Origin of the sequence: Candidatus Nitrosocosmicus sp. FF01 (genome assembly GCF_047711275.1) — an archaeon.
Taxonomy (GTDB): domain Archaea; phylum Thermoproteota; class Nitrososphaeria; order Nitrososphaerales; family Nitrososphaeraceae; genus Nitrosocosmicus.
In genome coordinates, this window is record NZ_JBLNIG010000001.1 from 603,441 (window position 1) to 628,633 (window position 25,193).

Annotated in this window: 27 protein-coding genes and 1 tRNA gene; 12 read left to right on the plus strand and 16 right to left on the minus strand. The window is 34.4% G+C overall.

The features are described 5' to 3' along the window. The first annotated feature begins 184 nt into the window (after positions 1-184). Positions 185-658, plus strand: a complete 474-nt coding sequence (locus ACMT7R_RS03355; protein WP_415310017.1) for a hypothetical protein — start codon at positions 185-187, stop codon at positions 656-658. On the opposite strand, the gene ACMT7R_RS03360 is transcribed toward ACMT7R_RS03355, so the two are convergent. Next, on the minus strand, positions 647-835 hold the full coding sequence (locus tag ACMT7R_RS03360) for a hypothetical protein (protein WP_415310018.1): 189 nt from the start codon (positions 833-835) through the stop codon (positions 647-649). The genes ACMT7R_RS03355 and ACMT7R_RS03360 overlap by 12 nt on opposite strands. A gap of 120 nt (positions 836-955) precedes the next feature. On the opposite strand from ACMT7R_RS03360, the gene ACMT7R_RS03365 reads away from it, so the two are divergent. Next, positions 956-1,068: transfer RNA gene (locus tag ACMT7R_RS03365), tRNA-Leu, on the plus strand. A 208-nt stretch (positions 1,069-1,276) separates the two neighbouring features. Here the strand turns inward: ACMT7R_RS03365 and pdxT are convergent. Both pdxT and pdxS read right to left on the minus strand, forming a co-directional pair. Continuing rightward, positions 1,277-1,933, minus strand: coding sequence for a pyridoxal 5'-phosphate synthase glutaminase subunit PdxT (gene pdxT, locus ACMT7R_RS03370; RefSeq protein ID WP_415310019.1), 657 nt, complete (start codon positions 1,931-1,933; stop codon positions 1,277-1,279). After that, positions 1,933-2,856, minus strand: coding sequence for a pyridoxal 5'-phosphate synthase lyase subunit PdxS (gene pdxS / locus ACMT7R_RS03375; RefSeq protein WP_415310556.1), 924 nt, complete (start codon positions 2,854-2,856; stop codon positions 1,933-1,935). Before pdxS ends, pdxT begins: the two co-directional genes overlap by 1 nt. Positions 2,857-3,072: 216 nt before the next feature. Between pdxS and ACMT7R_RS03380 the strand changes: the two genes are divergently transcribed. Both ACMT7R_RS03380 and ACMT7R_RS03385 read left to right on the plus strand, forming a co-directional pair. Further along, a complete protein-coding gene (locus tag ACMT7R_RS03380) occupies positions 3,073-3,414 on the plus strand; it encodes a hypothetical protein (RefSeq protein WP_415310020.1) in 342 nt (113 codons plus the stop codon). A gap of 171 nt (positions 3,415-3,585) precedes the next feature. Beyond that, the gene (locus ACMT7R_RS03385) at positions 3,586-4,236 is read left to right on the plus strand and encodes an ammonia monooxygenase (RefSeq protein ID WP_134482982.1); all 651 of its coding nucleotides are present in this window, start codon (positions 3,586-3,588) and stop codon (positions 4,234-4,236) included. A gap of 236 nt (positions 4,237-4,472) precedes the next feature. Here ACMT7R_RS03385 and ACMT7R_RS03390 read toward each other — a convergent pair whose 3' ends face one another. Further along, on the minus strand, positions 4,473-5,447 hold the full coding sequence (locus tag ACMT7R_RS03390; RefSeq protein ID WP_415310021.1) for a 2-oxoacid:ferredoxin oxidoreductase subunit beta: 975 nt from the start codon (positions 5,445-5,447) through the stop codon (positions 4,473-4,475). Continuing rightward, positions 5,437-7,464, minus strand: coding sequence for a 2-oxoacid:acceptor oxidoreductase subunit alpha (locus tag ACMT7R_RS03395; RefSeq protein WP_415310022.1), 2,028 nt, complete (start codon positions 7,462-7,464; stop codon positions 5,437-5,439). The genes ACMT7R_RS03390 and ACMT7R_RS03395 overlap by 11 nt, the downstream gene beginning before the upstream one ends. A gap of 641 nt (positions 7,465-8,105) precedes the next feature. On the opposite strand from ACMT7R_RS03395, the gene ACMT7R_RS03400 reads away from it, so the two are divergent. After that, positions 8,106-8,684: a methane monooxygenase/ammonia monooxygenase subunit B gene (locus ACMT7R_RS03400; RefSeq protein WP_415310023.1), complete on the plus strand. Its 579-nt coding sequence runs from the start codon at positions 8,106-8,108 to the stop codon at positions 8,682-8,684. A 349-nt stretch (positions 8,685-9,033) separates the two neighbouring features. Next, entirely contained in the window at positions 9,034-9,423 is a 390-nt protein-coding gene (locus tag ACMT7R_RS03405) for a cyclic nucleotide-binding/CBS domain-containing protein (protein ID WP_415310024.1), read from the plus strand. Positions 9,424-9,917: 494 nt separating this feature from the next. On the opposite strand, the gene ACMT7R_RS03410 is transcribed toward ACMT7R_RS03405, so the two are convergent. From ACMT7R_RS03410 to ACMT7R_RS03440, 7 genes are all read right to left on the minus strand, one after another. Next, the gene (locus ACMT7R_RS03410; protein WP_415310025.1) at positions 9,918-11,720 is read right to left on the minus strand and encodes a M3 family oligoendopeptidase; all 1,803 of its coding nucleotides are present in this window, start codon (positions 11,718-11,720) and stop codon (positions 9,918-9,920) included. A 105-nt stretch (positions 11,721-11,825) separates the two neighbouring features. Then, positions 11,826-12,563 (minus strand): hypothetical protein, encoded by a 738-nt coding sequence (locus tag ACMT7R_RS03415; RefSeq protein WP_415310026.1) that lies wholly within the window; start codon positions 12,561-12,563, stop codon positions 11,826-11,828. A 240-nt stretch (positions 12,564-12,803) separates the two neighbouring features. Beyond that, positions 12,804-12,989, minus strand: coding sequence for a hypothetical protein (locus tag ACMT7R_RS03420; RefSeq protein WP_415310027.1), 186 nt, complete (start codon positions 12,987-12,989; stop codon positions 12,804-12,806). 68 nt (positions 12,990-13,057) lie between these two features. Then, entirely contained in the window at positions 13,058-13,240 is a 183-nt protein-coding gene (locus ACMT7R_RS03425; RefSeq protein ID WP_415310028.1) for a hypothetical protein, read from the minus strand. 201 nt (positions 13,241-13,441) lie between these two features. Further along, complete coding sequence (locus ACMT7R_RS03430; protein ID WP_415310029.1) at positions 13,442-14,125, minus strand: PAC2 family protein; 684 nt, start codon at positions 14,123-14,125, stop codon at positions 13,442-13,444. 290 nt (positions 14,126-14,415) lie between these two features. Further along, positions 14,416-14,859, minus strand: a complete 444-nt coding sequence (locus tag ACMT7R_RS03435) for an Sjogren's syndrome/scleroderma autoantigen 1 family protein (protein ID WP_415310030.1) — start codon at positions 14,857-14,859, stop codon at positions 14,416-14,418. Positions 14,860-14,865: 6 nt separating this feature from the next. Then, positions 14,866-15,372: a PadR family transcriptional regulator gene (locus ACMT7R_RS03440; RefSeq protein ID WP_415310031.1), complete on the minus strand. Its 507-nt coding sequence runs from the start codon at positions 15,370-15,372 to the stop codon at positions 14,866-14,868. Positions 15,373-15,676: 304 nt separating this feature from the next. Between ACMT7R_RS03440 and ACMT7R_RS03445 the strand changes: the two genes are divergently transcribed. Together ACMT7R_RS03445 and ACMT7R_RS03450 are read left to right on the plus strand one after the other, a co-directional pair. Further along, positions 15,677-16,156 carry a 30S ribosomal protein S13 gene (locus ACMT7R_RS03445; RefSeq protein WP_415310032.1) on the plus strand — a complete coding sequence of 160 codons (480 nt, stop codon included), beginning with the start codon at positions 15,677-15,679 and terminating at the stop codon, positions 16,154-16,156. Positions 16,157-16,171: 15 nt separating this feature from the next. Continuing rightward, complete coding sequence (locus ACMT7R_RS03450) at positions 16,172-16,681, plus strand: 30S ribosomal protein S4 (protein WP_415310033.1); 510 nt, start codon at positions 16,172-16,174, stop codon at positions 16,679-16,681. A 7-nt stretch (positions 16,682-16,688) separates the two neighbouring features. Here the strand turns inward: ACMT7R_RS03450 and ACMT7R_RS03455 are convergent, their stop codons facing one another. Continuing rightward, positions 16,689-17,672, minus strand: a complete 984-nt coding sequence (locus tag ACMT7R_RS03455) for a hypothetical protein (RefSeq protein WP_415310034.1) — start codon at positions 17,670-17,672, stop codon at positions 16,689-16,691. 167 nt (positions 17,673-17,839) lie between these two features. On the opposite strand from ACMT7R_RS03455, the gene glmS reads away from it, so the two are divergent. Both glmS and ACMT7R_RS03465 read left to right on the plus strand, forming a co-directional pair. Continuing rightward, positions 17,840-19,615: a glutamine--fructose-6-phosphate transaminase (isomerizing) gene (glmS, locus tag ACMT7R_RS03460; RefSeq protein ID WP_415310035.1), complete on the plus strand. Its 1,776-nt coding sequence runs from the start codon at positions 17,840-17,842 to the stop codon at positions 19,613-19,615. Positions 19,616-19,671: 56 nt separating this feature from the next. Then, positions 19,672-20,424, plus strand: a complete 753-nt coding sequence (locus ACMT7R_RS03465; protein WP_415310036.1) for a hypothetical protein — start codon at positions 19,672-19,674, stop codon at positions 20,422-20,424. Between the two features lie 8 nt (positions 20,425-20,432). Here the strand turns inward: ACMT7R_RS03465 and ACMT7R_RS03470 are convergent, their stop codons facing one another. Beyond that, positions 20,433-21,281, minus strand: coding sequence for a sulfurtransferase (locus ACMT7R_RS03470; protein WP_415310037.1), 849 nt, complete (start codon positions 21,279-21,281; stop codon positions 20,433-20,435). A 359-nt stretch (positions 21,282-21,640) separates the two neighbouring features. Here ACMT7R_RS03470 and ACMT7R_RS03475 point away from each other — a divergent pair, with 359 nt between their 5' ends. After that, positions 21,641-21,850, plus strand: coding sequence for a dodecin family protein (locus tag ACMT7R_RS03475; RefSeq protein WP_415310038.1), 210 nt, complete (start codon positions 21,641-21,643; stop codon positions 21,848-21,850). Positions 21,851-21,892: 42 nt separating this feature from the next. On the opposite strand, the gene ACMT7R_RS03480 is transcribed toward ACMT7R_RS03475, so the two are convergent. Together ACMT7R_RS03480 and ACMT7R_RS03485 are read right to left on the minus strand one after the other, a co-directional pair. Next, positions 21,893-22,288 (minus strand): response regulator, encoded by a 396-nt coding sequence (locus tag ACMT7R_RS03480; protein ID WP_415310039.1) that lies wholly within the window; start codon positions 22,286-22,288, stop codon positions 21,893-21,895. A gap of 186 nt (positions 22,289-22,474) precedes the next feature. After that, positions 22,475-23,515, minus strand: coding sequence for a hypothetical protein (locus tag ACMT7R_RS03485; protein ID WP_415310040.1), 1,041 nt, complete (start codon positions 23,513-23,515; stop codon positions 22,475-22,477). Between the two features lie 324 nt (positions 23,516-23,839). Here ACMT7R_RS03485 and ACMT7R_RS03490 point away from each other — a divergent pair, with 324 nt between their 5' ends. Then, the gene (locus ACMT7R_RS03490) at positions 23,840-25,123 is read left to right on the plus strand and encodes a sensor histidine kinase (RefSeq protein ID WP_415310041.1); all 1,284 of its coding nucleotides are present in this window, start codon (positions 23,840-23,842) and stop codon (positions 25,121-25,123) included. Positions 25,124-25,193: the final 70 nt, after the last annotated feature.

Sequence of the window (25,193 nt, forward strand, 5' to 3'; positions counted from 1 at the left end):
AACTATTAAAGTTTATCCCATCTTAGGTTAAAAAATTAACACGAGCCCAAAAATTTTTTGTAAAGAACAAATCAATAATGTTTATATTTGTATGAAATTACTATTTCGTAATTTGTATAGAACAGATATATTTAAAAAAAAAATTTTAATTCCGTTCAATTTATCCATATGCGCAGCACTCATATTGCTAAGTTTTGAGGTAACTTCATCTTATTCACAAAGTTTTGAAGAAAATGAGGTGTCCTCAGTACAAATATCCAAATCCTCTTTTAATTCATATACAATTGTTAACGATACTGCTTTTATTAAACCATTTTTTGATATAACATACACTATCAGCGGGAGCAGCTCATCTATTAATAACTCCCAGAGCATTATTAACTCTACCATTATAAATGATTTCATGCTGTCACCAACTGTAGGATATGTAATACAGCCATCTAATGCCTCCGATTCAATTGGCAGTTCAAACAGCAATCTTTCCTCTTTATCTAATCCCTTTGTTGATATCGATACCATAAGTGCGAGTATTCAACAACAACTTAATACATCTATTGATAATGCTATAGATATCGATTATTATGATGTGGACATAAAGTGTAAATTTAGTGAGAATATCCAAGACTGGGATTGTCAGGCCTTCGGCTTACCTGCCTAGTAAATGAATATCTATCATTTTTGTTTCGGTCAGTATCATAATTTCGTTTTTTCTTGAAATGAGTGGCGGAAAAAGGATATGATGCAATGACACAATTCGCTTGACTATAATTTGCAATCTATCTTCGAGATCAAACCGGCTATGCATAACCCCCGACTCGACAGTCGGTTCATTCATTTTTTTTATCATATTAAATCTGGAAGGCAGCCGCTTATCAGTGAATGAGTTATTGATTTTATTGTTCCGTTTGCAGATTTATGATATATATATAAGTATTTCAGAAATAAGTGTTAACGGGCGGGGGTTGTAGAGCCTGGCCAAATAAATATATTTTGGAGACGCGGGACTTAAGATCTTTATAAGGGATCCCGTCTCTCAGGGGTTCGTGGGTTCAAATCCCACCTCCCGCACTTGAAGCTATCTTGTTAATAAATAACACGTTCGCATGATTGAAGATTATCACGAATGCATTAATAATTATCTTCCAAATCGGCTTATTTAAAAATACTGTGGGTGATGTTACAAATCAATATTGATTTCCTATCGGTTTCATCTAGATTGTGGCAGGACGTAAAATGATTATTATTTGAATAGTCAAACTCAAAAAGAGTTAAGGCTTTAACTTTTCAATCCGTCCTGACCAATTTCTTTTGATTTATAATACTTTATACATGTGCTCAGAAACTTATTATGAAACCGGTTGTCGCTTGCAAGCTCAGGATGAAAAGAGGTTGCCATAATGTTATCCTGCTTAACAGCAACTATCTTGTTTTCAAATCTAGTCAGAATTTGAACGTTTTTTCCTACCTCGGTAATTACTGGTCCCCTAATAAAAACCCCTTTGAAAGGCTCTTGTCCCAACATAGGAATTTCTAAATCCGCTTCAAAAGATTCGCGCTGCCTACCAAATGCATTTCTTTCAACAGTAACATCTAAAACCTGTAACAGTTGTTGTTTTGTTTCACCTAGTGTTTTGTCATGAGCCTTGTTTGCCATTAGAATGAGACCAGCACATGTACCAAGGACTGGAAGCCCTTCACTAATTTTCCTAACTAACAAGTTTAGATGGATTTTCTGGAGAGACAGTAGTATACCCATCACCGTACTCTCACCCCCGGGAATTACGAGTCCATGCAAGCCTTCAATACCTGAAGTGTTTTTCAGATGTATTATTTGTCCTTCAGTTTCTAGCTCTAGCAATGATTTCTTTACAGCCGACGCATTTTCCTCAATATCTCCTTGGATACTAAGTATTCCAATTTTAAGACTGTTCATTAGACTAATGGTCCTCTTTCTTGCATCCTTATATCTAGGTTTTTTGTATCAAGTCCAATAAGTGATTTTTTTTCATCAACCATTCTTTGAGCTTCTAATAATATTTTTTCATCATCATAATAAGTAGTTGCCAAGACTACTGCTCTAGCTCTCAATGACGGGTCTTCGGATTTGAAAATGCCAGATCCTACAAATACCCCATCGCAACCTAATCTCATTAGGAAAGCGGCATCTGAAGGTGTAGTTATGCCTCCTGCTGCGAAATTAACAACTGGAAGGCGACCGAGTCTTCCTACTTCTCTTACTACATCTAGAGATACTCTAAATTCTCTTGAAAGCTTTATCATCTCTTGAAAATCATTTTCAGAATATGCACTACAAAGCATTCGGACTTCTCTATTAAGGATCTTAATATGATTAACAGCTTCAGCAACATTCCCTGTTCCTGGCTCCCCTTTAGTTCTAATCATTGATGCACCTTCTTCAATTCTTCGCAATGCTTCGCCCAAATTTTTTGCGCCATTGACAAATGGCGTAGTAAAATCCCACTTCCAAATGTGGTTTTCTTCATCCGCAGGAGTCAAAACCTCGCTCTCGTCGACCATATCTACACCACAGCTTTCTAGCATTTGGGCCTCAGAAACATGTCCTATTCTACATTTTGCCATTATTGGAATAGAGACGGAGTTCATTATATCCAGTATGGTTTTTACACCCGCGGTTCGAGCAACCCCGCCTGCTTTTCTTACATCATAAGGTAATTTATCTAAAACCATTACTGCAACTGCTCCTGATTCTTCAGCTATTTGAGCCTGTTCCACATTTGTAACGTCCATAATTACTCCATGTTTTTGCATATGAGCAAAACCTCTTTTGACTAATACACTACCTTTTACAGTGTTATTGTCTTTTTCGATAAGGATTTTCTTACTCTCAGATTTTCTATTTGAGGGTACCAATGAAATAGCCACATATTCTATTTGTTAAAACGATATATAGGTATATTTTTTACAGAATTAGTTAGTAAGTTAGGGTTCATCTTTGTAGAATTGGATCTTCTCTTTAGGGGCAATAGATATTGTTTTTAGGGCTAAAGGTTCATAGCAATATTTAAAAAGGTATTATCTTTATTACAAATAATGACTTTACCAAAAGGGTATAAACCTAGTGGGCAAACCGGTTCCGGTAGTAGTGGTAGTAGTGGTAGTAGTGGTAGTAGTGGTGGTTCATCTGGAGCAAGTCGCGATGAAATCGAGCGTATGATCGGCCGAAGAGTCGAGAATATGAAGGGAATTATAGTATTGGGCTTTATATTATGTTGGGTTGCTACAGCTGGCGGTGTATATGTAGGTGTTACTGTATATCCATGGGCATACCCGTTACCAAGTGGCATCTATGCTCTCTCTGTTTTGACTGTAATCGAAATATTAGGCATGATCTGGATGTTAAAAATTGTTGGTGAAAAACCAGTAAGAATGTAGAATATTTCCTTCAAATTTATTTTTTTGAGTTTTATTCAACCTATCTTAGCAAAATTATTTAGATTCCTTATTAACTATTCATTTACTATCTCTCTGATTAGCCATAAACGATGTTATTTTTAAAATAATACACACAAAATCTTATATACTACCTATAAGAACAGCATAATAATGGTCTGGTTAAGACGTACAACTCACTATTTGTTCATAGTTGTTGTTGCAGTTAACAGTACGTTGCTTACAATCAACGCAGGAGATTACATCTTCTATACTGACTGGGCGTGGACATCATTTGTCGTATTTTCGATTTCTCAATCCACAATGCTTGTGGTTGGAGCTATATACTATATGTTGTTTACAGGCGTTCCGGGTACTGCTACGTATTATGCAACTATAATGACTATATATACATGGGTTGCCAAAGGTGCATGGTTTGCATTGGGATATCCATACGACTTTGTTGTGGTTCCTGTTTGGATACCATCGGCGATGTTGTTGGATTTGGCGTACTGGGCAACAAGGAGAAACAAACACGCGGCTATATTAATTGGTGGTGTGTTGGTAGGAATGTCGCTACCACTATTTAATATGATCAACTTGTTGTTGGTTGCTGATCCCTTGGAAATGGCATTCAAGTATCCAAGACCCACTTTACCACCATACATGACTCCAATCGAACCTCAGGTAGGTAAGTTCTATAATAGTCCTGTTGCGCTAGGGGCCGGTGCGGGAGCTGTGCTATGTGTTCCTATAGCGGCATTGGGTGCAAAACTCAATACCTGGACTTACAGATGGATGGCAGCCTGGAGTAAGTGGGACTAACTCTCCTTTTTTTTATTCTCTTACAAATTATAGTTATCTTTAGTTTCAATTTTGTCTTTTCATTGGATAGGTTCGATCTGACAATTCGATTAAAGTAAAAGTTCATCGATTGTTTGATAGGGATATTAATTAGGAACCGATCAAAATTTCTCAAATCTTATTTAGAAAATGCCTTCGCTACTTTAACTATATACCTAACCGCTTTTAAACAAAAAAAGATTTATTATTAATTGTCTTTAAGGAGAACTTTTTATTTTCAGATTATCCACCAAGCCGTCGACATTAATATTGGGATATCCTTCGTTATCCATAATCTTTTGGACAGCGGGGGGATACTCGTCGTAATTTTCTATTCTCGATTGTAATCTTTCTTCAAATGTAGGTACCAAGTTATTTTCATAAAAAACCCCAACGGGGATTCTATTCTCCCATTCCTTTGATTTCTCTATGGCGTTCATAATTTTAACCGAAGCTTCGTTCTGGTCGTTTACGTTACCATTAAAGCCTTCATCCTCAATCTTATACATTTTGGGAATCCTTATCTTGGGATTATTCTCCTCAGTAGTAAAACCTTGGTACCATTCTTTTGTATTAATATCGTTGTATGTTGGACAGGGTTGCAAGACGTCGATAAATGACAACCCTTTGTGCATAATACCTTTCTTGATCACTTCTTTTAGATGTCTGACATCGTAAGAATAACCCCTTGCTATAAATGTAAATCCACTAATACACGCAAGTGCGATTGGATTAATACTCTCATTCACATTGGGTTGAGGTAAAGATTTGGTTTTCATTCCTAATTTCAAAGTAGGAGAAGCTTGTCCTTTGGTCAAACCGTACACCCCGTTATTAAAAATAATATATGTCAAATCTATATTTCTTCTTCCCGCATTTACAAAATGCCCTGACCCTATTCCTAAACCATCTCCATCCCCGCCAACAGCAATAATTTTTAATTTTGGATTGGATAATTTGGCACCTTGGGCAAAAGGAAGCACTCTTCCATGAAGTGTGTGGATTCCGAAAGTGTTTATGAAATGAGGAGTTTTCCCTGAACAACCTATTCCGGAAAAAATAGCAGCTTTGTGAGGCAATATTTCCAACTCAAAGAGTGCCATTTGTATTGAATTGAGTATTCCAAAATCACCACAACCTGCACACCAATCGTTGTGAACGTCTGTTTTATAGTCTGCGATCTTATACTCCATTAGTTAGTATCACTCTGTCTTTAGAATTGTTGTTTAATATGTTAATCAATGAATCATGAATTTCAGTATGACTCATTGGTCTGCCATTATACTTTAGTATTTTGAACTTACTTTTTATTACAGTATTCTGCTTGATCAAGATGTCTAGCTGTGACAAAAAGTTCATTTCAACTGTCACATATATTACATCTTTTTCTAAAAATGATTTGGATTTTTTTCTAATCTGATCTATCTTGTTATTTATAATTTCTTGGAGTAGTTTACCTGGAAAGGGATTTAGCAATTTTAGTTGAATGAATAGAAATTGAACATCATGTATTTCTGAAACCAAGTCTTCCAACGAATCCAAAATAGCGCCTTTGGTAGACCCCCAGCTCATTATCACCAGGAGTTTCTTCATATCTGACTTTATGTCATTTTCAAATTCAATGGAAATCTGTTCTTCTAAAGGTATGACTTTTTGAATGTAATCTAGTTTTGACAAGCGTTTCTCCATCATCCTCATTCTTGTAATTGGATCTTCCGTTATATGCCCAAATTCATCATGTTCATCCCCTGTATTCCAGTATATCTTATCTTCCATCCCCAGGGGGGCACGAGGAGACACAGGTTCATCACCCAACTTGAATCTCTTGTAAATTTCGCTTTTGTCATTATTTTGAACTTCAGTCTTGTCGGTGAATTTTCCTCTCAGAATCTTTTTAGTTTTGTAATCAAATGGTGAGCAGGTAATTATGCTATTTGCTAAATATTTGTCTAACAAATGTATAACCGGAGTTTGAAAGATCTCTGCGTAATTGAACGCTCTAATGGTATCATAAAAACTTTCTTCAATATCACCTGATGCATATACTATCTTGGGAAATTCTCCATGACCTGCATGTATTGCAAATAATAAATCCCCTTGCTCTTGCCTGGTAGGAAGGCCAGTTGAGGGACCTGCACGCTGGTATAAACTCACTAGCAAAGGTACCTCGTTGATACCCGCCCATCCGAGGGCTTCTGCCATAAGAGAAAATCCTGGACCCGAAGTGGTTGTACAAGACCTTACCCCAGTTAAAGCTGCCCCAATTGCCATAGTAATTGCAGCGATTTCATCTTCTGTCTGTATCACCACAACTGATCCATTAATATTATCCTTTTGTTTCAATATTTGGTTCGATTCCAAATATTCGCTATCGTCGGTAGCTGGTGTAATAGGATAATAAGTTTGGAATCTGCAGCCTGCAACTATCTTCCCTAAAGGTGAAGTTTGATTACCTTGTGCTAAAATCACGTGTTTTGCAGTTACTTTTTCTCTTTTTAAGAAATTTGAATACCTTTCTGGAATGTTTTTGAAGTTTCTTTCAATATATTCATAAGTATATAGCGCAGCTTCAACATTAATTTCGGAGATTTTAGGCTTGTTAATAAACGTCTCCTGTATGGCATGTTTCATCAATACCGTATCAAATCTCAAAACAGCTAGAGAAGCAGCCAGTGACATGACGTTAGTAATTCTCGCTAGTTTACTGAGAGAATTATCTTTTATTTGTTCAGAAAATTCTTTTATTAGCTGAAAATATGGCAATTCTACCAGTGTTACATTCCGTTGCCTTAATTCATCTAGTAATCCCTGAAAATCATAATTCTTTTTTTTCTCAAGCAAAATCCTTCTCAATCGATACTCAGAAGACATGTCTAATGTATGAATTTCTTCGATTTTTTTTGTAAGGATATCTGGATCATAAATAAGAACACCGCCATCCACCAAGAACGGCGAATGTCTCACTATTGACTCAGAGTCAAACGTAGTTAGTATGTCCACCTTATCAACATGAGATCTTAAGATGTCTTTTGAAAATCTGACTGAAAAGTAACTATGCTCGCCTTTGATATTTGAGTGATATTCTCTCCTTCCAAATACATTCATTCCTGACATGGCTATGGATTTAAGGAAAATGTGAGACGCAGAATCAACTCCACTTCCTTGAGGCCCACCGATAACCCAAGAAATGGACTCTCTAGAAATTAACATTAATTACTTTAATATCATCAATCGATCTTATTATAGTTTCAATTACATCCCAAGTGTATAGGCAGTTCTATCCTCCAGTCAAGGAATCATGGAGACAGCACTCACATTTATCTCCTCTCCCACAATACGGACATACACACATACAAGCTTCTAACATATTTCCACATAAATCACAGTTTAAGTTTTCCTCTTTGCTATTATTTGTGAAATTATTTGCCTGTTTCAATAAATACTTCAATGCAGATTATTATATTAATACTTATACTTCATAAAAAATTTGAATCAAGATTAATTAAATCTTGAACTATTTCATATTATGTTTAATTAGAAATAAAGAATATCAAGGCAAAAATCGATCAAATTTTCAAAATCTTATCCTGTCTTGTTTCTTGCATTCTACACCCGTCTTCTATCTTCTCTTACCTTGGCACACTGAAATTACTTAACGTAGGATCGGAGTAAATGCCCTTCTAGCTTAGTATTAGATATAAAAATTCGCTGTATCGATCTATGTAGATGTTGACATTGTAAAGAGAAAAGATAATTTTGAATAACATATCGTTCAATAGATACTTGGATTTGTATATTTGATTAGTTAAAAACAGCAAACTTTTTATCTATGTAGATAGTGGAATCCCTAGATGAATAAGAAGAGCGGCAACACAACCGCTATGGTGTTTCTAATTGTAACTTTTGTAGCAGGAGCATCCATATTAGCTAGTATTATTGCACTACTTCCATTGGCTGATGGACACGGTGTTCAGGCACAGCTTCAAAGTAGATTCGTTAGAATCAATAACGAAGCTTTCTCTGCACAATCCCTAAACACTGGTGATACTTTGGTAGTTACAGGAGAGCTTCAAAGTCTTGTAAATAGACCAATGCGAGGTTGGATATCATTGTTCAGTGAGTCTACCAATGCTGGTAATAGATGGGAATTCGTTAGTAGAGATCCACCAGGCAACATAATAGAAATTCAACCACAAGAAACTATTCCTTACAGAATAGAAGCAAAGGCACTTGAACCAGGAATATATCACGTCCACACCCAATTGAACTTGGCAACAGTAGGACCAGGACTAGGCCCCGGACAAACAATCCAAGTAGTCGGTGAACCAATACTTAAGCCAATACCTTGGAATAACATAATTTACCAGAGTATAATCATCGCTGCCGGATTAGGAGTAACGTTTGCTACCAGACCATGGCAAGTAATCTAACCTTTTTTTATTTTAGTCTAAATTTTTAATATATATCAATTAATAAAATAATATATTTTATCACGAATATCTATCCCAGAATAACATTATCTGGTTAATTTTACTCATGTCTGGACACTAAAATAAGATTAGAGACACAGCTAGTGGGTTTATACTGTCACTTTATTTCTACGGGATGCTTTTATAAGGCGAATTACGCTAATTATTTTTGTAAAAAAGGACTTATTTTCCATATATATGGTAACTACCTACTAATTATTTTTAAATCTTGTTGTGATCATGAGCCAAGGGAAATCTTTTTTTATCCAATGAAATAGAAATTGTTATGCAAGAAGTGGTCAGTGAGATTATGTCAAATCAGGTTGTAACCATCGATTCTACTAAAACCGCTTTAGATGCCGCTTTGTTGATGAAGGAAAAAAGGATAAGTTCACTAATAGTCCAAGATAATGATCAATTACTGGGCATTATTACTGAAAGAGATTTCGTGAAGCGAGTTTGCGCACATGACAAGAAATCCTCGGATGTGATGATAACTGAATTGATGTCCAAGATTCAGACCTATGCTGCACCAGATACTCCAGTTGATGTGGCAGTTCAACGAATGATAAATAACAGGATCAGACGGTTACCTGTCATTTCCAATGGAAAAGTTGTTGGAATTATTACTGTGACTGATTTAGCAAAGGAACTGCGTCGCATAATGTTAACACAGGGGATTATAGAACTAATCGATTAGGAAATTGTTTACAACCTCTTACACAAAGCAAAACCATTCTAGAAATGATTGGTTTTAATGAAATTTCCTCCATTAAGCGATGGATATATGTGCTATTTCTTATTATAACTATAACCCTCGTCATTGGTCTTCTTTTAAATATTCCTATCAATCAACTTGCCGGATCAATACTTATTACATCAGTGTTGGTAATCTCGGCAGTTGTTTTTCAGAAACTCGGCAAGCAGTATCATAGCCAAGATGACGAATCTGGCACTCGGTAAACAAGAATGGAGTTAGATATTCGATCTTGAATCTAGTTACTTACATTTAAAAATTTTTAATTTTTTCTAGGGAAAATACTCCAGTTGATATTGTTATATATATTTCCACTCTTGAGGCATTATCACTATGTCTATTTATAAATACATATCTTGTTTCTTATTGTTAGGTCATGTAAGCTAGATTTATTTACTTTTATCATAATTAAATCAAATCACTAAAAAATGTGATCTTTATTCTACATTTCTTAGATTCTGAATATGTTCATTTACAAAGTCAAACCCTTTTTGCCAAAAACTCTCTTTTGTAATGTCGATTCTATTTTCTTGTAATAAATCTTCAGGTTTCCTCGAGCCTCCGGCAGAAAGAATGCTTAAATATTTTGGAATGAATTCGTCTCCTTCTTTTTTAAATTGTTGGAAAAGTGATAAGACTAAAAGATTTCCGAATGAATACGCATAACAGTAAAACGGTGAGTGATAAAAATGAGGTATGTATAACCACTCGTACCTAAAATCATCAGACAATTTCATGGACATACCGAACTGCTCTTTCAAATTATTCATATACAAATCACAAATCTGATCACTAGTTGTTGAACTGTCTTTACCAACCAGATTGTGTGCATCGATCTCAAAAATAGTAAAATAAGCCTGTCTCATAATGGTTGCATAGAAATCATCTATCTGTTCTGCCAATAAAATACGTTTTTCCTTCTTATTGACATTATTTAACAGTCTATTATTTAGTATCATTTCACCAAATACAGAGGCAGTTTCAGCTAAGGGTAAAGAAGGGTGTTGAACACTTATGGGTTTATCGGATGCTAATACACTGTGAATGGCATGTCCAAATTCGTGGGCCATTGTTGAAATATCTCTTAAGGTTCCATCAAAATTGAGCAAGACATATGGATCTATAGATGGACTGACGGTTGAACAAAATGCACCACTTTGCTTATTATCTTGTAATTTGGAATGAATGTGTTTTTTGGTTACTAGTGATTGAACGATAGTTCTAAATTCTGGATGGAATTCTTCAAAAGCTTCCAGCACTATTTTTAAGGCTTTGCCATATTCAATTTTCTCTCTCTTCTGCTTTTTTAAAGGTGCATACAAATGGTATCTTTCCAATTTTCTAACCCCAAGCATCTTCGCTTTCTCTGTAAAATATCTTTGAAAAACCTTGGAGTTTGCTCTACATGCATTTAATAACGCTAAAACAGAATCATCACTAATATTATTTGAGAGATTCCTTACTGATATGGGAGTTGGAAATTTTCTGAGTTCGATAAATTCATTATGCCAATTTAGAATCCTATTTAAATAAATTTCACCTAATACTCCGCTATTCTTCTTATAAGTAGACAATAATGCCTTGTATGCCGCCACTCTTTCTGATGATTTTGAACTTCTTACTAACGAAATTAATTTCTCCTTATTGGTAAAACGCTTTCTAATTTTTTTCTTACCTTTTGATTCTATATATTCAAACTCAAATGAATTGGACATTCTATCATAAACTTTGATTAAGGCATTCATTCCAGTAACATCTAATATATTGATTATTTTTTCTTCTGATTCATTCAAAGTATATTTAGACATAGATCGTTCGTGGATTAAATAATCTCTATAAACTGGTGGTGCGCCTTTAACTAATCTATTCGCATTATCCTTATCAAGAACTTTCTTAAACCAGAGATCAAAAAATAGCAATCTGTTCGCCGCTTCTGTCGAAAAATTACTCATCTTAGTAACTAATCCTGCATTACTGTTCGAAGAAGTGTTTTCGGCGTATTTAAGATATGCATAACTTGTAATTATGCTTAAATTTTCGGCTATTGCTTCGGAATCACGAATCATTCTTATAAAATCATTTGTAGATATATTAGAATTAAGTAAAAGTTTATATTCTTCAAATGAACGTATCATCGAATTAATTTTATCTAATTCATCATTGATCTCATCAGCCTTGGGATTTTTGACGAGGTCAGATAAATCCCACTCTCCAGTTTTCAATTTAATTAGGTTGGACATAATTTTAGTTACATATCCAAGCCTTTATTTGTCTTTTTGATATTTTAATTGCCAGGCGTTACTATTTGTCAGCTTGATTTGGAATAATCCTATCTTAGAAATGGTTTATCGTTTAAAAATTAGATTTTGCAACAAATCATATGCTCTAATCGCTTGATTACGCTCCAAGATTATTGCTATTTCATTACTAGTAAAAAACACGTTATGAATAATTATTTTGTGATTTCCTAGGACATCAAATATTCCAAATAAAAGGTTTCTTATCACATCTATATCCTCATAGATTAAACTAATGGTGATCTTGGAAAGTCCCTCGGTAACTTTTCCTTGCCAATCCTCCGCCAAAGATGCTATTATCTTTCGTGAATTTAACATATCTTCCGTAATAATCCTTATCTTTTCTGCAGTCCGGACCAAGTTGTAGTCAAACAGGTGTTCTCCCGACAGTTTGTTCATCATATCATATACAGCGTTGAACGAATCCTGATTTCCCAAATCAATATCTATTATGCTACCTGTCAACTTCATTCTCGCATCTTGTGGGGTTATGGAAGGACCTTGTCTTGATTTAGCGTCTTGATTGTTATACTTGTTATTATCTGATGTGTGACTATCATGTCCACCAATCTCGTTAGCAATCATAGCATCCGCTAATCTTTTAATGGCTACTACAATAGTACCTATATTTACTTTATTTCCCGTTGAAATTTGTACTTCTGTCTGAATTTTATTGGCTATTGCTGTATAGTTAGCGATACCAGACTTGATTGCTTTTGAATACAAATCATTTGAAAGGATTATTTCCTTGACGGCCTGAGGTACGGATGCGTCACGGATGTACATATTAATATATATTAATCGTAATGCAAATAAACCTTACTGAATGAAATGACGATTACAATATGTATAAACTATTACAAGTTAATACTGGTCTATTATAAAATAAGAGATTAGCGATTAAATCATCATAATTCATCCGTCGGATATTACTAAGCTGTTTATTAATCAATCCACTTCATTAGAAAAATGCTTATTCACAAGCTTTTCATCTGAAATATGAATTTGATAAGCCTACTGCAGTTTTTATTTCATGCTACCTTTCTTGTATCGTTTTTCGCCTTCTTTGGCAATGCGATCAATTGAGTTTGTAGTACCTTTTAAAATATGTTTCTTAATTGCGAAGCTAAACAGTCTCATATATCCATGGATCTGGATATCCCATTTGACTTCAAGCATGCATTGTACATGAGAAATTTTTGTAATATTCAAAACCTTCTCACCAGTGATTGGACCTTTGGTTATTTGTGTTAGTATTTGATTTGTAGGGTACAGTGTTATTACTTCTTCGCATCTAGAGTTTCGAAATGAGATACAGCTTCTCGTACAATTGTATTTCCATCCGTTGTTAAGTTCTTTACTTTCTTTATTCCATACCAGTAATGTGGATCATTATCAATTTCTGATACGATTTGCCAGATTATCTCCAAAGGGATGTCTGATTTATTCCTTATTAGCATCATCACAACACTCGTTCAAGTTCTTCGTTTCTGTAATTAATTTGCATTCATTAAGTAAAAAGATCATTTCATAAAATTGGACAGATTTTGAAAAATGTAAGCATAAATTGATACGACCCACATGTATGTAGGGATTAACAAGAGATTTTTACAACCTTAGAATTAATCCAAGTTTGATTGAAATTTTTGTTAGTTATCCTATCCCTAGATGATGATCTTTCTTACTGAGTCCTCCCAAACTGACTTTTCCTTTTCCTCTCTAATTTGGCTATTATGGTCCACGTCAAACTTGTCCGTGCTTATATTAATATTTTCTACTTTAGAGAAGATTTGTACTACAGACTTGGCAGTTAATTGTTGTGATTTATTTATCTCGGATATGTCTCCAAAAGGCCTATAGCATCGAATCCCATTTCCTCTGCGCACTGCCATTATCAGACCATTAGTCATTATCAGACCATTAAACCATGTAATGATTTCTATTTCTTTGCTAAATATTTCTATTCTTTTTTCCTTCGAACTTAGGATTATATTATTAACAATAGCTACCGCGAAAACTTGCTGAGTACCAGACAGGTGTGGTACATGATAACCACCTGCGGTAAAGATTTGTTTAGGAGTACGGATTTTGTTTATCAATCTAAATAAACTACGGCATAAATTCAAAAGATTATTTGGGTCTTGTGGTTGCTCAGTTCCAGAAAATATTATTATCCTATGATCTTGATTAGAAAATCTCTCAAACGTATCAACAACTGAAGTTATCAAACTTTCTCGGATTTTTACCCAAGGTTTCTCAAAAATTCTTATATCCGCAATTTTTTCTGTCTTTAGCTCTCTTATCAGATGTTTAGATACTAATCCACCAACTTGGCCCATATCAAACAATGATGTAAATACGATAAATCATTCATCTTTATCTCCTTATACACTTTCACAGAAGGGCTTTGTAAGATATCGAAGTTATGCAAAACATTACCAATTAAATATTGACTCTAATGAACCTTTATGATTCATGATTCATTCAATCCAGTAATGACCCCTTTTCTAGGTACATGACGCTAAAATATTCAAGTTAGGAACAATAAGTTTTCATATATGTATTTTAGCAGGAATCATATCAGAAGATGGATAAAAATCCATACTACGATTGCGAAACCAGCTAAATTGGTATTACTCTATCTCTCACTTTTAATACCTTTTAATCTTCTGATAATTTCAATAATTTTTAGACATTCTTTGATGCCCTTTAAAGCTTTTCTATGTTCCCTTGAATAGTCTCCTATACTAATGTTAACTCCAAAGTCTGAGATATTGCTAATTAACTTGCGTTCAATTTCGTCTAGAACAAAGTTTAATTCAATTCTAGATCCTAATTTATTAACACTATTCAGGTCTTGCTGGTTCTTACCTCCGTCGTCATTTCTAATTAATTGTGTTGTGTCGCTATCACCTTTGGTGATGGATGAATTTAGTATCTTGTTACCTGCATGACAGTTCAAGCATAAAATCTCTCCTTTAAATTTTATTTGCAAATTTCCACATTTCTTACATGGTTCAGATAATAGTGTACCTCCCCTTAGTAAGTAGTAAGCTCCTTGTTTTATAGAATCATCCTTCATTTTCTGTCAAGCTATCGTCTTATCGTCTAATTTTCTATCTTCTACTTGGATGCGTTCTTGATTATTTAGTTTTTTAAGTTCATTAACAAGGAAATCCTTATACTTGTTTTTTTCTTCTTCTGTCATTCTGTCCAAATTTGAACTCAATGTCGATCCGATAGCCGAAATGCGATCAATCAAATCCATAGTCATGAACCTTCCCATATTTCCAATTCTAAACATTACCTCAAGATGTTTTTGCATAATATTATGAGCTGATTTGATATCCGAAGCAATCGATATCCCTTTTTTCGTGATCCGGTATCTTCCATTTTCGTGCTCCTCAATTAATCCTTCTTCTAATAGCCTGCCAAGTAGCGGATAAATTAGTCCCGGAGAAGGTTTCCACCTACCTCCTGTCTGAAGAACTGCCTTATCAATAATCTCCTTACCAGTCATTGGTTGCTCTGCAAGTAACTCTAATATGTAATGACGAGAAAACCCCCTTGGAATTGCGCTTCCTACTCTGGACAACCAATCGGATATCATTTAGTGTGTATATATCACTAGCGACTAATTAAAATTTTCCTTTCAAAATTAATAGACTAAATTGTGAAGGTCTAAGATGTTGTAACAGCTAATCCTATAACAACATCACACTTCTTTAACATCCATTGTCCTGCCATTGGTGAGGAAACATGAAATATCTGAGGATTTCTAAGGAAATGAACGAGAGTAAGAATAGTTTAATACTTTCTAAATATATTTATGGAATAGTAGTGGGTTTAATCCAGCATAGTTTTTATTTAGGAAAACGACCTACTTTTTTATAAGCAAGTTGTCAGTTGAAGAATTTAAGCACATTCTAAGAATTGCAGGTAAAGATATTGAAGGTAGCAGAAAATCAGTCGTTGCTCTAAGTGAGGTTAAAGGCGTTGGTTATAATTTATCACAAGTGATATTACAATCCTTAAATATTAATCCGTATCTTCGAGTAGGCTTTCTCACGGATAAGGAACTCTCAGATATTGAAAACGCGCTAAAAAATATTGGTACTGTAGGCGTTCCAAAATGGTATCTAAACAGGCAAAAGGATATGGACTCTGGTGCAGATATCCATTTGATAACATCAGATCTAGATTTTACTCAATCAAATGATATTGAAAGGGAAAAGTCTGTAATGAGTTGGAGAGGATATAGACACATGTTTGGTCTTAGAGTCCGAGGTCAGTGTACAAGGACTACTGGTAGAAAAGCAACCGCAGTTGGAGTAAAGAAAGCAGCAGGAAAAGCACCAGCGGGGGCCGGTGCAAAGTAATCAAGGATGATTAGAATGGGAGATCCTAGAAAATCCAAAAAAAGTTACAATAGACCTCGAAGCATATGGACAAGTGACCAAATTAGTACTGAATTGTATGTAGTAGGGTCTTATGGGTTAAGAAACAAACGCGAATTGTGGAAGGCTCAGACAGAAATAGCTCGAATTAGAAATCAGGCGCGTGCACTATTGGCACTTTCAATAGACGTAAGACAAGAAAAGGAGACTCAGTTATTGAATTATTTATCTCGATTAGGATTGGTTACTAATGAATCTTCTCTTGATGACGTGCTAAACTTAAAAATCGAGGATATTCTTGAAAGGCGACTTCAAACCATTGTGATGAAGAAATCCAATATGAAATCACCTTATCAAGCGCGTCAGCTAGTTGTGCATGGACATGTTAGTATTGGGAACAGAAAAATTAATCTGCCTGGTTATCTGGTTAAACGAGAAGAAGAGTCACTTATACTGACACATTTATTACCAACTCCAGAAAATTCAGAATCAGTTTCTAGTAGCTAAAATTTAGCTATTTCTTTACGATTTTTTCAATATCAACATAATCAATTTTGCCATCGCTATCCATATCATAGCCTTGTACCAATACTTCCCATTCAATTTCATTTCCAAAGTAGTTTGAAAAAGTTTTTTGACTAAAGTTCGTAATGGCAATGACTGCGGATTTTGTACCAATTGACCGGACCCCGGCGATCAGTATAATGGATTTGTCTTGATTGAACGGATTCTTAAACTTGGCGATAATACCCAAATTATCCAAGTGGTACAATTTTCCTTTATCGTCCATCAATCCAGACCAGTAGTTTTCATCATTAAATTTTATAGGAAGAAATCTGTTAAATTCGGATGAAACGATATTAGTACCTGGTCCACCAATTATTATCAAGTTATTGTCCTCTAATTCCTTTTCAGCTTTAGCATCTTCATCCAATTTAACAACGAATCCATTGGGGAGGTTACATACATTTCCTAAGAAAAAGGCCAATTGAATAGCATAATGACCATCCCTTGCAGATGTCTTGAATATACCATGGGGATTTGGCGAACCTACAATTATTAATCCGTCAAATTTGTTTTCCTGATCAATAAATTCCCTCAAAAATTTTCGCACTATGAGGTTTTCAGATTTTTTCTTCCAATCTTCCTGATTGTACACAGGGGAGAGTGACTCTCCCCAATCCATTTCTACCCCATAAGCTGGGAAAGCTGTCCTATACAATCTAGCCGTACCTCCTCTAACAAAATCTGTTCCAGATTCCATAATGGCTCCGATGGATAGTAACTTTCTAACGTAGTAATATGCACTTTGTTCATAAATTCCCAACTCTTTTGCTATTTGAGCTGTATATAGAGATCTTGAAGCCAACAATTTAATAATACTCCATGCGATAGGATTTGAAAGAATTTGTATTTCCTTCTGATTGTCAAATATTAAGATCTCTTTTTCGAAAAATTTGTTCCTTTTTTGGTAGGTTATTCGTTTGTTACTTCCCATAAAGAAAACATTATAATTTTTTTTTTACTGGTATATATATTTTGTTTGTAATCGAGTTGATGTCATGATTGTTTTTTATTTTCTGTTCATGACTTATTATAAATTTTCATATAACGGTATTATCTTTTTTTAATAATTGTTTTAAACTCCTTTTACAATTAATTATTGTGTGTTCTATAATTGGATATAGCGGTCAACTAACCCTTGCGGCACCATTATTGGTAGAAAGTCTAAAGAAAATGGAATATAGAGGTTATGATAGTGTTGGAATTGCTACTTTAAATAAAGGTAACATTCTGGTTAGTAAAGGAGTTGGAAAAGTAGCTGAAGTTGATCAACAATTACATCTTAACGAACTTCCTGGAGAAATTGGAATCGGACATACACGATGGGCCACTCATGGAGGCGTAACAGATAAGAATGCTCACCCACATTACTCGTGCTCCGCAAATATTGCAGTAGTACATAACGGTATAATAGAAAATTATCAAGAATTGAAAGTTGAATTAGAAAATGACGGTCACATATTCAAGAGTCAGACGGATAGCGAGGTGATAGCCCATTTGCTCGAATTAAATTACGAAAAATCCAACTTTAATGTCAGGGAAACCATGACAAGAACTTTTGAGAGAATTAGGGGCTCCTTTGCATTTGTAGCAGTATTTAGTAATGGTACTATTGCAGGTGCTAGGTATGATGAACCTTTAATTATTGGTATATCATCTGATGCTTTGTTCTTATCAAGTGATGTCCTAGGTTTCTTAAAACACACCGATCAAGCTATATTTTTAGACAATGGGGATATTGTGATAGTTGAAAACAAGCAATATACTATTTTCGATAATCAACAAACTATTGTAAATAGACCTGTTACTCAGGTTGCATGGGAATTAGGATCTTCAGAAAAGGGAAAATTTGCTCACTACACTATAAAAGAAATACATGAGCAATCAGAAACTATGTTAAAACCATTTGTCACTTCTAATAACTTTGAATTATTTTGCAAGTATTTAAATGATGCATCCAATATTTACATTACCGGTAGCGGTACAAGTTACAATTCCGGCCTACTTGGCAAATTATTGTTGTCGAAGTTTGCAAAGAAAAAGTCGGAAGTATATATGTCAAGTGAATTCCAATACTTCTCGGATACGGTAGAACCGCTGTCTGTGGTTATAGCAATTTCCCAAAGCGGTGAGACAGCCGACGTACTTCATTCCGTGAAGAGGGCAAAAGAAAAAGGCGCGAAGATACTATCCATCGTCAACATTCCTACTTCCTCCTTAGCTAGAATGAGTGATTGCTATATCTCCCTTGACTGCGGCCCGGAGATCGGAGTAGCTGCTACAAAGAGTTTCTTAAATCAATTGATGATTCTATACAATATTGTATGTATTCTGTCAAACAATAATATCAAATTTGATTCTAAGGAGAGAAAGAAATTACAGGCAATGATCCAAACAGTATTAAATTTAGATAACAAAATTAAGACACTGATCAATTCCCTACATCATGATTTAAAGGATATTTATATTCTAGGAAGGTCGATCCATTACCCAATTGCTCTGGAAGGTTCACTTAAAATCAAAGAATTGGCCTATATTCATGCTGAGGGTATAGCTGCCGGAGAACTAAAACATGGACCATTAGCATTGATCGATAAAGAATCTGTGGTAATCGTATTAAATCCGAACGATGAAACATATCAAGATGTCGTGTCTAGTACAAATGAGATAAAATCACGAGGGGCTTTTATAATAGGGATTTCAGATTTGCATAATGATTTGTACGATATATTTATAGAATTACCAAAAACAGATAGCTACCTCTATCCTCTAATAGAGATTATACCATTGCAGATCATGTCTTACTACTTGGCTATTCAAAAACAGCTAGACCCGGACTATCCTAGAAATCTCGCAAAATCTGTTACTGTGAAATAATAAATAATACAAATTTTGTTTATGTTTAAATAAAGTTACAAACATATTTGTAAATATTGACTTTGCCCAACCTTTTAATTGATAATTGCCTTTTTCCAAATGATTATTTGTATGATCTTGAAAACCTGATATGGATTAAATCCCTAAACAATACAACAAACAATCAAACTAACGTTCCGAAGGAATTTCTGATCGGAATTACCCCAATATATGCGTATATAACAGGCAAGATAAACAATCTAAAAGTCAAACCAATTGGATCAGTAATTGAAAGAAACAAAAGTATAGGGTCGGTTGAAAGTTTAGTCCATTTTGGGACTATTCGTTCCCCTTTAAGGGGAAAAATAGTAGAAATTAATGAAAGTGCAGTTGATAATCCTAAAATTGTCAATGATTCTCCATTTGGTAATGGTTGGATAGCTAGACTAGTATCCTTTAATGACTATGATTATGCAAATTCTGTTAAAAAAATGGAGGATTGTAAAGATGACTTGTTGGCTCAGATTAGAAAATATCATGTTAAATGCTTCAGATTATTTCCTGACTTCCAAATGTTTGAAATTGGAACGGAATGTTCGGCCACTTTAGCCAAACTAGATGAATTTATGGAAAAATCGATGCAAAAGGGTCAAGTAATTAGACTGGTATCAGATGATCCTACAGCTGATCTAGAACTATTGAGATGGGCAGACCAGAATCACCAAGAAATTGTGGAAATACTTAAGGAAAAGAATAAGGCATACTCGGGATCAGAAAATAATGGTAACAAGTATTTATTCAATATTATTATTAGGAAAAAAGTAGATTGAGTCGTGGTTTACTTCTCTATAGGATTTCCAATCATATTTCCCCATTCGGTCCACGAGCCATCGTAATTTTTTACATTTGGATAACCCAACAAGTATTTTAGCACAAACCAAGTATGCGACGATCTTTCGCCGATTCTACAATACGCAATAACTTCTTTCTCAGGCAATACCCCATAACCATGATATAGTTGTGTCAATTCTTCAGCAGATTTGAAAGTACCATCATCGTTTACTGCTTTTCCCCATGGGATATTCTTCGCTCCTGGTATATGCCCACCCCTTTGTGCATGTTCTGTTGGATATTCTGCTGGTGCGGTAACTTCTCCAGAAAATTCAGCGGGTGATCTAACATCAACCATTATCCGGTCGCCTCTATTTATAGAGTTTGATACCTCATTTAGGTAAGATCTAATATTTTCATCCTGCCCTTTAGCGTTAAAATTACCCCTCTGATAAGATGGTATGACTTTGTCTAACTTTCTATCCTCTTCTAACCATTTTCTTCTTCCGCCATTCATTATGCGGACATCATCAAATCCATAATATTTAAAAACCCAAAAAGCAAAGGCAGCAAACCAATTATTGAAATCGCCATACAGGATTAAAGTTGTATCATTGTTGACACCAATCGATCGAAGTAACTGCTCACAAGCTGATTGAGATAAGATATTTCTACTTACAGGATCATTAATATCTTTTTTCCAGTCTAGTAACACAGACCCAGGTATGTGACCCAAATGGTAATTAGTAGTGGGATCGTAATCAACTTCTGCGATACGGACTTTAGAATCATTAATGTGATCTTCAGTCCAGTTAGTATCTACCAAAACTTCTGGATAAGCATAATTCTTCGTCATATTGATTTAGATTAATAAATCAGCTATTTAAATTGTGAAAATATTTGTTTACATCTTGAATTTCTTACCTGTACAAAAAATCTAACTTTTAAGTTAAGTTCGTAGTTCTAGTCGATTATTATTATTATTATTATTCTGATTTTATTAAATGATTAACGGCCTATAAATTCGATTCAACACTTAACCATAAGTCTGTAATTCTTCTGGATTTTGTACTTAAATTATCGTGGATTCCTAATACGTAAAATCATGTCCCAAAGATGTTAAAGATCAATTAAAGTATTTAGGTGAGATTTTCAGCAATTTGGTAGCTACACTTGTTGGTTATATTTTTATGCAACTACTTGGAAAGTTTTCATATGGTTTACAAATACATAGATATTGTTGGAACTTCTTCAATTGGAGTGGATGATGCAGTCAACAATGCATTCAAGGAAGCTTCAGAAACTGTGAAAAACATACAGTGGGGCGAGATGGGTCGAGTTACATTTAGGCTAGATGAATCTCAAAAGCTCGAATATCAAGCTGAAGTACGAATAGGTTTTAAAGTCGAACGAGGTAAGGACTAGGATACGACTTTTAGGCTTTTTGATCTAGCTCTCTAATGAGGATTATGTTGGTTGTTTCAACCTATTTTCTACAATTTCCAGAAAACTATCTTTATTTATGGGTTTTCTTATAATGCAATTAAAACTAAGATCGGAATATGATTTAATGATTGATTGATAGTATTCCTCAAATGCTGTAGCGAGACAAATTCTTATCTTGTTATCCATTAATCTGATTCTGCTGGCTAATTCAAAACCATTTATCCGAGGCATTCGTATATCGGTAATCAATAGGTCGTAAATACCGGGTTCAAATTCCTCCAACAATGAGCCTGGATCATTGAATATGGTTACCTGGTGGCCCTCATCCTCCAGACAAATTTTAAAGAATAATGCTGTACCTACATCGTCATCTATTATCAAGATATTACTTCCCATCACAGAATAAGTTAGTATCATGATACCAATTAAAATATTTTTACATTTTTGCCAATAGTAATTCTCAAACAAGAAAATGAAATCACTTCTTCAAGGCTGGAAAATTGAACTCAAATGAAGAAATTATGCTCTTTAACTATTACAATAGATACTTTCAACAGGTAAAAGAAAGTACATAAAGTTATTATGAGAAATAGAATATTATACTTATCTTTCTAAAGACTTTAAGATTAGCTTCGAGACTGAATCAGTGATCGACAAATCTACATGCTTTTCGAGCCAATTCCAGTCTCCTATTGGGTTAATTTCAAGAAAATATAATTCTCCTTTATTGTCAACCATTAAATCTATACTTGAAAGGAGTAACCCCAACTCCCTGTTTAACTTGATACACTTTTTTTCGATGTTTTTTTCGATATCGAGATTTTCAAAATTCAAGAACCTCTCCTCAATTTTATGAAGATCCGAATAATATTTCCTCTTGTTTTTAGAAATTGTGATTCGAATCGGAAATACTTTGTCGTCAACTACTGTAATACGAATCTCCTCCCTGCTTAAAATCCTTTTTTGGAGTATCAATGGGGCGTATCTTAATCCGTTTATGTTTGAAAGACTATCCGCTGTGATAATACTTGTTGGAAAACGATACGAATACTCTTTATAAATAATTTCGTGATGATGAAGTACCTTTGCTACAGTTTTTGTCGGGTATTCGTTACAAAATCTTATTCCTGAGGAAGGGATGTTTGTAATAGATGTATCTGGTATTCTAAATCCGTTTTTTTGAGCGACGAGCAATTGATGCAATCTATTTTCTGATGAAAAAGTATTGTTAGGATCGTTAATCCAAAGACACCTTAATGATGCTTGGAGGCAATTGAATAGTTGATACCACTGTTGTTCAACATAGATTTGATGAATACCGGTAAGATGTTTCAAGAATTTTAAGTCAAAGTATCTAAACAAAACAACTTTTATACTTTCAGTAACTATTTCCTTATCTCTTAATTTTAGTAACACACTATTTTCCCTTCCAACTCTAAATTCTGCACCAAAATCCAGCGGGATATCTTCCTCATTAATTTTGATATATTCTATTCCATTTCTTAATAATTGTATTCCAATCAAATCTGATTCTATATCCATCCTCTTGGTCAGAATCAAAACTTGTGGTGATACACGATTTTTCTTTACATCTCCTATGTTTAATTTATCTAACAGATCCAATGGATTAGTATTATTTTTCAAAATATCCCTATAATTCAGTTTTTGCAAAAAATTAAACATTAGAGGCTTTTTGGTCACATTTTACCTTGTTACATGTGCATAAAAATTTTTGCAATGTTATTCAAGAATGGATATTCTCAAGATAAGGTTATATAATTATTTAAAGTAAATAGTGTTATTCCAATCAAATCTGATTCAAGTTCGAGTGGCATGGACCCCATAATCAACAGAAATTGTTACCTATGTGGTAAGCCAATTAAAAACCAACTTGATATTTTTTTCAATTATTCGGAAGAAGGCGTTAAGAGATTCCATCATAAAAGTTGTTATGGATTCTTCAATCGATTGATATCTATCTATGGTGATGATTTTTCTCATTTGGAACTTGACCGGGTCAAATGGGGTTCTGGATCTGAAAGAGGGGATTTACTTGAATTATCTCTTTATGATATAAAGAATTCTAAATATCTTAAATCTGAAGTGGTTTCCGACTTCGCTGAATTCAAAGCCATGTTCTTAGATGAGTACACTCGAGCAAAGAGTACTATTGATATATTATTTTCAAATAGTTCAATTTTCAAAAGATTTGGCAAACTTTTGGAGGCCGCTCTTCTTTCTTCGCTCAAAAATCAACTCCAGTCAGTTGAAGTACGTATATTGTTGGTAGAAAGCAAAGATGCGTCAGAACTTTTGGATAGATTTAGAATCCGTGAGATTTCAAATATTAATGTAAATTATATTAACGACAATAGGAACAATTATTTTTTATCACTTTTTGACCGTTCTGTCGCCTTTTTTTCAGAGCTATCCGCATCCCAAAATAGTAATAAACACAGAAGGTATGTTAATATCATTTCAAGAAAGGAATCAATGGTTTGGCATGGAGCAGCTGCGTTTGAGAGCCTCTGGAAACAATCCCTATTGGAAGGCAAAATAAAAAAATTGTCCATCAAGATCAGAAATGATACCAAACCAAGTAACAATTATATGAGAATTTTGGCACATGAATTGAAAAATCCGATACAACCGATTCTTGGGTTTTCTGATATGATTCAAAACAATACAAGGCTAGACGGAGATCAAAAGAATGATCTCTTAAAAATCATATCCAGGAATGCTAGGAAGCTAGACATCATGACCAATAATATCCTCGATTATGCTAGAATGGAAAACAATAATTTTACATTAAATTATGAAATTTTTGATATTATTAAGGTCTTTGAGGAGTTGTTGAGTGACTACAGCATTCAAATCAATCGAAAGAAGCTCTCACTCAACCTAGAATATTCAGAAAAACCACTTTATATCAGAGCAGATAAGGTTCGAATTATTGAAGTATTAGATAACTTGATAGGCAATGCTATAAAATTCACCGAGAAGGGGCGAATAGATCTATCTGTGGAAAGATTGGAAAATTCTATACATTTCAAGGTTAAAGATACTGGTCGCGGCATTAATGATAAGGACTTTAAAAAGTTATTTACAAAATTCTTTACAACAGATAAACTTGGCACGGGCTTGGGACTCTATCTTTCAAAAATTATTATTTTGAGACATGGAGGGGAAATCCAGGCAAGAAACAATGAAAATGGCGAAGGAAGTGTTTTTACAATCGATTTACCGGTGTAAAATATCACAAAATGTCTGTATTTATCAACGAGCATATTGATTTCGTAACTAGTAAAATTGCAAAAGTTTT